The 8,922-nt window shown below is 31.8% G+C and carries 8 protein-coding genes and 2 pseudogenes; 8 read left to right on the top strand and 2 right to left on the bottom strand.

Annotation, left to right across the window (positions count from 1 at the left end; translation table 11 throughout):
- The 4 genes from DJ93_RS00110 to DJ93_RS29755 all read left to right on the top strand — a co-directional run.
- Nucleotides 1-407, top strand: a 407-nt coding sequence (locus DJ93_RS00110) for a DUF3967 domain-containing protein (protein ID WP_042978624.1), incomplete at its 5' end; no start/stop codon positions are given.
- Between the two features lie 54 nt (nt 408-461).
- The gene (locus tag DJ93_RS00115; RefSeq protein ID WP_042978625.1) at nt 462-665 is read left to right on the top strand and encodes a hypothetical protein; all 204 of its coding nucleotides are present in this window, start codon (nt 462-464) and stop codon (nt 663-665) included.
- A gap of 34 nt (nt 666-699) precedes the next feature.
- Complete coding sequence (locus DJ93_RS00120) at nt 700-978, top strand: hypothetical protein (protein ID WP_042978626.1); 279 nt, start codon at nt 700-702, stop codon at nt 976-978.
- A gap of 627 nt (nt 979-1,605) precedes the next feature.
- A protein-coding gene (locus DJ93_RS29755) for an IS3 family transposase (RefSeq protein WP_085959128.1) occupies nt 1,606-2,960 on the top strand; the annotation gives its coding sequence in 2 pieces (ribosomal slippage) (nt 1,606-2,059 and nt 2,059-2,960; 1,356 coding nt in all).
- An 87-nt stretch (nt 2,961-3,047) separates the two neighbouring features.
- Here the strand turns inward: DJ93_RS29755 and DJ93_RS00135 are convergent.
- On the bottom strand, nt 3,048-5,309 hold the full coding sequence (locus DJ93_RS00135; protein WP_080743290.1) for a glycoside hydrolase domain-containing protein: 2,262 nt from the start codon (nt 5,307-5,309) through the stop codon (nt 3,048-3,050).
- A 258-nt stretch (nt 5,310-5,567) separates the two neighbouring features.
- Here DJ93_RS00135 and DJ93_RS00140 point away from each other — a divergent pair, with 258 nt between their 5' ends.
- A complete protein-coding gene (locus tag DJ93_RS00140; RefSeq protein WP_042978627.1) occupies nt 5,568-5,876 on the top strand; it encodes a hypothetical protein in 309 nt (102 codons plus the stop codon).
- Nucleotides 5,877-5,884: 8 nt separating this feature from the next.
- Here DJ93_RS00140 and DJ93_RS29760 read toward each other — a convergent pair.
- Nucleotides 5,885-6,046: pseudogene (locus tag DJ93_RS29760) on the bottom strand (tyrosine-type recombinase/integrase); the annotation flags it as partial.
- Nucleotides 6,047-6,598: 552 nt separating this feature from the next.
- On the opposite strand from DJ93_RS29760, the gene DJ93_RS34325 reads away from it, so the two are divergent.
- The 3 genes and pseudogenes from DJ93_RS34325 to DJ93_RS33540 form a co-directional block, all read left to right on the top strand.
- On the top strand, nt 6,599-6,730 hold the full coding sequence (locus DJ93_RS34325; RefSeq protein ID WP_259300280.1) for a hypothetical protein: 132 nt from the start codon (nt 6,599-6,601) through the stop codon (nt 6,728-6,730).
- A 216-nt stretch (nt 6,731-6,946) separates the two neighbouring features.
- Nucleotides 6,947-7,531, top strand: coding sequence for a MarR family winged helix-turn-helix transcriptional regulator (locus tag DJ93_RS00150; protein ID WP_042978628.1), 585 nt, complete (start codon nt 6,947-6,949; stop codon nt 7,529-7,531).
- A gap of 1,247 nt (nt 7,532-8,778) precedes the next feature.
- Nucleotides 8,779-8,922, top strand: a pseudogene (locus DJ93_RS33540) (DUF3967 domain-containing protein); the annotation flags it as partial.

Below are 8,922 nucleotides of genomic sequence, written 5' to 3' on the forward strand. Positions count from 1 at the left end.
ATGAATCAGGCTATAATGTTTTTAATGAGAAAGCTCTTGAGCAAATGAAGATGGTTAAACAATTACATAGAGAGCAAAATTACTCAATAAAACAAATTGAACATTATTTTGCTACAGGTGGGGAAAGTATAAAACCTGTACCTAGTAAAGAAATTGGAGAAATTTTAGCTGAAGAATTAAAATCATTAAAAAATGAAGTTAGTAGATTTAGAGAATATAGTGAGAAACAAGAGGAATTTAATAAATTGTTAATTGAACAACTTCAAAAACAACAAGATTATATTGATAATAAGTTAGAGAAACGTGATCAGAAGTTACTTGAAACAATTAGAGAAGTACAAGAAACAAAATTATTAACGGCAGCTACAAAACCAAAAGGTTTTTTTGCGAAATTATTTAGAAAATGATTTTTTGAGATTGGGTAAAGAAATTATTATTAAAGATTTAGGGAGATAATTAGTATGAATAAAAAGGTGAAAAAATTAAAATATCTTATGATTATATTAGCGTGTATTGCAATTTTCGGTACAATTTTACCTAATGTATTTGATCCGAATGAAACATTAGCAGGTAAAATTTCAATTGCGACTTTTGGTATAGTAGGTACTTGTTTACTATTTTCTATAATGTATTATATTGTGAAAAAAGCTATTTTAAGAGGATAAGTTGTTACATTCCTAATGAAAAGGTAGAGGATATATGTTTTTAAAAGCTTCGTATTCTGATTTTATTAGTTTTATTATTCTTATTACAGTTATTTTAGCTCTGTGGAGATTAAAGGTATGGTCTAATAAAAAATATAATGTCCCTAAAGTATTTCAATGGTTTCCTAAAAAATGGGGGAAAAGAAAAATTTCAGAACAGTTTTTCCAATCAAAACTTGATGTTGAAGGTAAAGGGACTTGGATTATTTATTATGCTGTAGATTTATATGTTGTAACTATCCCATTACAAGTAAAAAAATATAATACACTTTAATGTTCTGTTTTGTATTGAGAAGTTTTAAAATACGGTAAGTGAAATTATAGGTATAATTTTATGTAAATATTAAAGTTAAAAAGCTAATTTTCTATGAAAATTAGCTTTTTATTTATTGTTAGCAATAAATAAAAAATGTATTTAAAAGGAATTGTAGTTGCCGTGCATGTGGAATCGCTGAGTCCTGGCGTTTATGCCGCGAAAGTTCCTTGACGATGAGGGGAACCCTCATGCAAACTCGCCAGGGGTGGCCCCAGAAGGGCGATTTTTGCCCGCTGGGGTTAGCTTTGGGAGTTTGAGGGTTCGGAGGCTCGTGGTCAAGGGAAGCGTGGAATAAAAAGCGAGGACGGACCCCAGGACAGGGCAAAAACCAATGTCTTCGCCAAAATTCGTGGTTCTACTGTTAGAAAAAGGCGAATAAGAATATAGCATACATACAATAAGGGAATGCAGTACAGATCAGTTTAGAAGCATTCCCTTGTTAGGATTATGTTATTATTTTGATTTCAAAAATTTAGAGGTGTTTAAGTAACTAAATGAATTGAGATAAGAAAATAAAAAAGAGTAACTTTTGAACTGCACCCCAATTGTTAGACACAGTCTAACAATTGGAGGTGCAGTTTTTCTATGGCTAAATTTACAGCTGATGAAAAAATACAAATCGTTCTACGTTATTTGAACGGAAATGAAAGTTATCGAGAAATGGGTAGATCGCTCGGTATAAGTGACACAATCATTTTGAATTGGGTAAACCAATATAAACAGAATGGTCTGGAAGCTTTTCTAAAACGATGTACAAATTACACACAACAATTTAAACTAGACGTACTAAACTTTATGATTGAAAACGGTATGTCCTTATTTGAGACGGCAGCTATCTTTAATATTCCTGCCCCTTCAACGATTTCTGTTTGGAAAAAACAGCTCGAAACACAAGGAATTGATGCCCTTCAATCTAAGAAAAAGGGGCGTCCATCCATGAAAAAAGATTCAAATAAACAATTAAAACAACCTTTAGCTGAAGGGTCAGTCGAAGCACTTGAAGCACGCATTAAACAGCTTGAGATGGAAAATGAGTACTTAAAAAAGTTAAATGCCTTAGTTCAAAACAAGGAAAAATCACAAAACAAGACAAAGCGCAAGTAGTCTATGAATTAAGGCATAAATATTCGGTGAAGGCACTCGTGGAGCTAGCTACTATTCCTCGAAGCACGTATTATGATTTAGTAAAGAAAATGAATCGTCCAGATGTAGATGCCGATTTGAAAGCTGAGATTAAAGCGATTTATGAGGAAAATGAAGGTCGTTATGGTTACCGTCGCATTCGTGATGAATTAACGAATCGTGGCCAGAAAGTGAACCACAAGAAGGTTCAGCGTATTATGAAAGAGCTTGGGTTAAAGTGTGTTGTGCGTATGAAGAAATATAAATCCTATAAAGGAAAAGTCGGTAGAATTGCACCGAATATTTTAGAGCGTAATTTTCATACAGATGCACCGAATCAAAAGTGGGTAACAGACATCACAGAGTTTAAATTGTTTGGAGAAAAACTGTATGTATCACCTGTATTAGATTTGTATAATGGTGAAATTATTACCTATACAATTGGTTCTAGACCGACGTATTCGCTTGTTTCAGACATGTTAGAGAAAGCATTGGAACGTTTACCTGAAACCCACCAGCTACTGATGCATTCGGATCAAGGATGGCATTATCAAATGAGACAGTACGTCCGTACTCTTGAATCAAGAGCTATCGTCCAGAGTATGTCTCGAAAAGGCAACTGTTACGACAACGCAGTAATAGAAAATTTCTTTGGGATTATGAAGTCGGAGTTCCTCTACATAAAAGAATTTGAAAATGTAGAGCACTTTAAAATAGAATTAGAAAAATATATAGATTATTATAATACGAAACGGATTAAGGCAAAATTAAAAATGAGCCCGGTACAATACCGGACTCACTTTTATCAAGCTGCCTAATGAAATAACCGTGTCTAACTTTTAGGGGTCACTTCATTTTTTAATAAAAAGTCACTCTTTTTTATTTATTACTAATGTTTTAGTTTATTATGCTTTTGGTTTGAAAACTACCCAATGTGGATTTGGATTATCTTTATTTATATCTCCAGTTTCAGGATATCTATTTGCACCATATTCTGAATATCCTGTTTTAGCTCTATTTATTTCTGCTGCATCATGTTCTTCTTTCCATTGGACAGGTGAATCGAATTTATTGCAAACTGTAATATACGAATAAACGGTTTGACCATCTGCACAAGCTGTCATAATTCCTTTTGTTTTATTAGCCCACAGTTGTGCAAAGCTGATACCTCCAATGTTTGTTCCTGTATTACAAGCATAAGAATCTGCTATGTTGCCTGGTGCAAAGGCGTCTGTTTGTAAACGTGCAATATCTTCTTTATGGAAATGATCAGTATATTTTATACCGTTATCAGGTGAATACTTAGGTCCAAAATCAAGATATCCTGTATGACCATGACCAAACCATGAAAAATCTATAATTTTATTTAAACGTTTTTTAGTACCATCAATAGATTGTGTATTAATATAATTAATTAATTGTCCTTTGTTTTCAACAAATACAATATTTGCTCCCCATTTTTTTGCTGTATTCATAAAGTTAAAGACATCATCTTTGGAATATAAACTTCTTTCAATAACCCAAGTTACTTGAGCTGTATTATTATCATATTTTCGTTTAAGGTCTCGAATTTTTTTGATTGCTGCTTCAATAAAGTTATATTTCCAACGACCGTCTTCTGGACCTCCTTCTTTTGCTGATACTACAATGCATTCATATAGATTTAAGTCTTTTGCTGGTATTTTATAACCTTCATCTCTTCCTGATTTAATGTCTTTATCAATTCCAATAGAGCCATTTCCACTTCCGATTGAATATTCTTTAATTTGATCGAACGCCCAGTTTTTTGGTAGTGGAAACCCTAGATTTCCGCTGAAACCGGTAGACATACCAGAAACGAAGCTATATGCTGCATAACCTTTTTCTGATACTTGAATGCAAACATTTCGTGAGCCATATACTCCAACTTGATAATGATATTTTAATACTTTCATTTGTTCGTTAATAGCTTTAAAATATGGTAAAATTTTATTTTGAATATCTGCATCTGTTGCATCAAAATCTACTGCGAAATATATAGTTTTTTGATACGGAAAACCATGACCTAGAGCTGCTTGAACAGCATCATCCGCATCTTTTGTACCTTGATTACTATTAAAATAGTCTTTATCTCCTCCATTTGTTTGATAAATTGGGAAGATGCTTAGCCCTGATTTAAAAATGGTATGCATTTCTCCAGGTTGAATCTTTTTATTTTTAGCATTTGTTACATTAGCGTTTGTTAAATAGCGTCCAACTGTTTCATAACCGGCTTGAATTAATGTTTTAGCTCGTTCAGGTGTAATTTCTGTAATGCAATCACATGCTTTTCCTGAGCGTTCTGGATCCCCAGTACTTACTAATAATGAAGCCCATGTTTGAAAGTCCGAAATCCCATTTACATTTAGTAAAGTGAATTTTTGGAATTCCTTTAATTTAGATGTTACAGCAGATGAAAATTTACCATCAAAAGGTACATCGTAACCATTGAAAATAAGGGCTGCTTGAAATAGGTATACAAAAGCTCCTGTAGAACCTTCTTTTAATTCTACTTTTCTAAGTAAATCTCTTGTTGTAGGACCAAAGCTACCATTGGCAGTACCATCTTGTAATCCCTCTTCATATTGAATCGCGTAGATTAAAGCTTTTTGTACATCACGAGAAAAGTGACCATCACAAGGCATATAAAAGAAATCAGCACGTTTAATGTATTTTTGATTTAACCATTGTTGAATACTTCGAATTTTTGAACTTCCATTATTAACCAATACATATGCATCCATTGTAAGTAGTGCTTTAAATAATTTTGGAGTAACTGTACCGTCTGCTGTACAACCTAAATCCTTTTGTACTAAAGAAATAGCAGCTTTTGTTTCATTTCCATATGTTCCTGAAATGCCACCGGGCCCGTAGCCTTTACAATATAAGGCTGATTGAATAATTCTTACAATATTTTGATTTGTATTAGATGTTGTACTAATTGGACATTTTTTTGCAATTTCTTGCAATGTAGTAGGTCCACAGGTTGTAGATGTATTTGTGATTCCAAGTTCTAACTGTAAAGCTTGTGTTAATGCACCCATTGTTGGCCATCCTGTTTTCCCATTTTCCTCAATTGCAGTATAACCGGTTTTACCTTTATAAGTGATGTTTACCCATTGTTGGGCTTTTAAAACCATTTGATCCATGTTTATTACTCCTTTTTAATTTATTTTTATATAGTTTAAATATCTTTTAATCTATATATTCGAGAAGAAATTATGTTGTTCTTCTGGTAATAATTTTACTGTTATTTTTGATATAAAAAGTCCCCTTTTTTCTCAGGATTTTGTCGATATGTTTATAAAATTAAGTTTTACATTATATGTTAATTACTTTTGTATTAATATATAATGTTTTTTAATGGTTCATTTGAAATATATGAGATGTTTAGAAGGAGAATATATATGAAAATATTACGGAGTAAATTTATTTGTGGTGCAATTGGAGCTAATATTATTTTTTGTTTAGCTTTACTTGTGTATGTTGTTTTTTATAATGAACTTATTTATCCTAATCAGAATTATGTAGATACGAGACGTGATTGTGCGTATATATTTTATGCTTTTATCATTCCATTAGTTATCTCCACTGGATTTTCAATTATTGCTTTATATAAAGAGAAAACTCAAAAAAAAATATTGGTTCCTAATTTATTCTTTTCTATAGAATTTTTAATATTTACTGGTGGTTGGTTTCTTTTTATTTCAGGCTGAATTTAATATATTTGGAGTAGATCGCTTATACGCAATTCTGTATTTATGCCAATAAGAAAGAGAATATAGTCTTTTTCTGAACAATGATGTTTCAGAGCCGACTTCATATCTTCGATCTGTTCTTTACTTCGGATGGATTGGACATCAATGAGATGTTGTTTTTTGTTCATGGTTTTTGACCTCTTTACTTTCAGTGTTTTGAATGTATATTTTTCTGTTTAATTTTGAGGATTTCAGGGGTATCAGGATAAAGTCAATATTTTCGAGTTTTTGAATGTAAATAAATATTTAAAAGTTTACATTCAATAATAACAAAAAAAGTCCCTTAATAATGCTAAAGGGACTTTGCTCACACAAATGATCTGTATATCAAAAATAAATTGATGTGCAGATCATTTGTGTAATAATTTTTATAAATAATTGTGGAATAGTTTACATAAATGCTTTTACAAGTTCTTGAACTAATGGAATTGCTCCACCTACAAATTTTAAAACTGCCATTGCGATTGTCATATTATTTCCTCCTCTTTTTTAGTATTAAAATGTGGTGAATCTTTATATTTTCATTATAGTAAGCGCTTACATTTATAACAATACATTTCTATATGCAATATTGCATATTTATACGTTTAGACAAAAATTAGACCTCTATTAGTCATTTCTTAATGGTACCATAGCGAGGTGAGAGTCTTTAAGGGTTCTCCTTAATAGGAGGAAATGATATGGAAAAAGTGCAAGCAATTGACAGTAATCTGAAACTCAAAAGCTGGGTTAAACAGGTACTAGCTGTAGGCGGAATGTTAGGGGTCTGCTACTTGGTGTTATATGTTTATAGTTTCTTAGTTGTTATTTAAATACTATATAACTACACTAGTGGAGTCTTGCCTACAGAGGTAAGGCTCTTTTGTTTATACAATAAAAAATCTCCTCATGGTATAATTGTAAGTGACCAAACTAACAATTAGAGAAAGGAGATTTTATGACTTTATTAATTTTTAAATTACATAAGAATCATAGCATAAAATGTTCCTCTTCTCTAGTTGAAAATCTTAGAAAAGAGGAGAAAAATTATGTCAAAGCTCGCCAATTTAGAACAAGCTGAAAAAAATGCAAGATTGAGAGATATCGAGAATTCAAAGATCTTGTCAGAAGAAGAGATGTACATAGCAAATGAACTTCAAGCAAAAGCAAATTCGCATGGAATGAAGTTAGTACCTGAACGGAAAGTAAAAAATAAAGCTAAATTTGCTCAAATCATTCAAGAGAATTGGTTATATCTTATTCAAAATAATTATTTGAAAAACGAAGAAATTATGTTTTTAAACAAAATCATTGGATTTATAGGTTTTCGTTCTAATTGTATTGTTCATGATATTAACGCAAAAGAACAATTACCTATGACTCAAACTGAAATAGCAGAAAAAATAGGTTCTAGTAAAAATACAGTTAGTAGATTAGTAAAGCAATTAATTGAGAAAGGTCTAATTGGACGTTTTGAATCCGGTAGAGATGGAATTAATGCTAGAATGTATGCATTGTACATAAATCCTAATGTAATTCTTTGTGGAGATCGTGACAATATTAATCAAACATTACAAACCATGTTTATAAGAAAACCAAAAGAATTAAAAAATTTACCAATAAAATTAGTGTAACCTGTATGAATTTCATACAGGTCTTTTTATAACTTTATAGTTATCGAATTCGATAACTAAAGTTATCGAATTCGATAACTATAAAAAATCTCAAATCCATTGGTATTACTGACTTTTTTCTACTTTTGTATGCTTGTCCCTTCTCACTCTCTATATAGAGAGCTAAAAGTTCCACAAGGAACGGGTTGTATTTTCCTTCGCCTTGCTTCAGAAAATCTCCACCCTTTTCGCGTTGCTACATCCTTGCGGAACTTTTTTCGGCTCGAATTTTGGCGGCACCAAGCCGATACATCCAAAAGCAACTATTGGGGATCATCGGCTTGAATTTCTATTATACGAGCCGAACCGCTAGTGCCTTCGTCTTATAATTTCACTTACCACATAGTTAGATACGTAATGCGTGGGGGTTCGTCCCCACACGACGAACCAACCTCAACCCCAAAAGCAAAGGAAAACCTTCTTTTAAACCTGTTTATTTTGCTTTTTAAGCGTGTTTTTTTGTTTTTACGACAAATAGTATTGTTTTAGATTTATATTCTTTAAAAAGGATTCTGAGGCACCTGGATAGCATCTTGTATTTTGTTGTTATTTATTTCTAGATTAAGGATTTATATTTATTTAATGTCTATTGTTTTCTTTTAGTATTTTAAAGTAATGTTTGATTGCAATTTATTAAAAATATCATGTCGTTAGTGAGTACTCATATGGAGACATCAAAGGGACTTTGTGTACTCACTGAGTCTACATCTAGGGACACAATGGGGACATTTAGAGGGTTTTGGGTCGTCAGTGAGTGGACATCCTGGGAATTTTCGTGTACCCACGTTTAAGCTAGGCTCCGCCTAGTCCCAACCTCTAGTTGGGCCCAAAAACCCCTTATGCTCTTCTCTCTTTTTTGATTTGGAATTTCCAATTTTATAAAATGACTTGTTTTTTAACTGAAATTTACTATATTAAAAAACAAAAAAATGATTTTTATTGCAAGGTTATTAGAAATAAAATTGTGGCGCGGCCATGGTCTTCGCTATATGGATTAAATAATCATTTATTAAGAAGAAAATGAAGTATGACTTAGAGATGTGAAGAATTCCGTTATTTTTATATGACAGAAGGATATAAACCTTAGTAAAATGAATTAGTAAAAACCTAGGTATAAAACCTAGGTATCAAGGTTGATTTTTTTGAAAATAACCCTTGATATTTAAAAAACTTAGGTTTTTATCTAGGTTTTAAAGGTGGGTAAAAAGATGGATAAAAGCGAAAACCTAGGTGAAAAAAAACCAGGTTATATAGCTATGACTGTTAAAGAAGTGGCATTGTGTTTAGATGAATCGCCAAATGTTATAAGAAATTGGATGAAAGAATTAAGGACATATATTCCTTTAGAGAAA

This window comes from Bacillus clarus, from assembly GCF_000746925.1.
Classification (GTDB): domain Bacteria; phylum Bacillota; class Bacilli; order Bacillales; family Bacillaceae_G; genus Bacillus_A; species Bacillus_A clarus.

What these genes read in the sequence shown, in the direction of transcription:
- DJ93_RS00115 (WP_042978625.1), top strand. Translation starts at nt 462, where the DNA reads ATGAATAAAAAGGTGAAAAAATTAAAATATCTTATGATTATATTAGCG.
- DJ93_RS00120 (WP_042978626.1), top strand. Translation starts at nt 700, where the DNA reads ATGTTTTTAAAAGCTTCGTATTCTGATTTTATTAGTTTTATTATTCTT.
- DJ93_RS00135 (WP_080743290.1), bottom strand. Translation starts at nt 5,309, where the DNA reads ATGGATCAAATGGTTTTAAAAGCCCAACAATGGGTAAACATCACTTAT.
- DJ93_RS00140 (WP_042978627.1), top strand. Translation starts at nt 5,568, where the DNA reads ATGAAAATATTACGGAGTAAATTTATTTGTGGTGCAATTGGAGCTAAT.
- DJ93_RS34325 (WP_259300280.1), top strand. Translation starts at nt 6,599, where the DNA reads ATGGAAAAAGTGCAAGCAATTGACAGTAATCTGAAACTCAAAAGCTGG.
- DJ93_RS00150 (WP_042978628.1), top strand. Translation starts at nt 6,947, where the DNA reads ATGTCAAAGCTCGCCAATTTAGAACAAGCTGAAAAAAATGCAAGATTG.